Source organism: Salinimicrobium oceani, assembly GCF_012037645.1.
In genome coordinates this window covers 1-371 of sequence record NZ_JAAVJR010001032.1, presented here as the reverse complement: position 1 = coordinate 371, position 371 = coordinate 1, and the positions used below count along the sequence as shown (strand labels likewise).

The following is a 371-nucleotide window of genomic DNA, read 5'->3' as shown; positions in this document are numbered from 1 at the left end:
ATAGGAAGCTCTATTCCAAACACCAGACAAGGATGTGGTTCACAGCTGATCAAATAGAAACTCCTGCCTTGAAAAGACTGGTGCAGAATAACCGGAACCGGGTGGAAAGGGAATTGGCCGGTATTCTTCTTATGATCATGGAAGACCATGATCTGGAAACTCTTAACCTATGTCCTATGGATGCTTATAACGCCATAAGTAAATCAAGGCTCCGCTTCGATCTTACCCAAATCCGCAATATCCTGAAGAAGGAGTGGAAACTGGTGAACCAAAGCAACTCGAACCGCTATCAGAAGTTCCTGCTCTGGGGAGATGGCACCACTACCTTCAGAGAAGCTAAAGGACGCTATTTCACTATAAATAAAAATTTC

The 371-nt window shown here is 43.9% G+C and carries 1 pseudogene; it reads left to right on the top strand.

Features of this window, described 5'->3' with window-relative positions:
• Nucleotides 1-32 precede the first annotated feature (32 nt).
• Nucleotides 33-371 (top strand): annotated as a pseudogene (locus HC175_RS20635) (primase-helicase family protein); the annotation flags it as partial.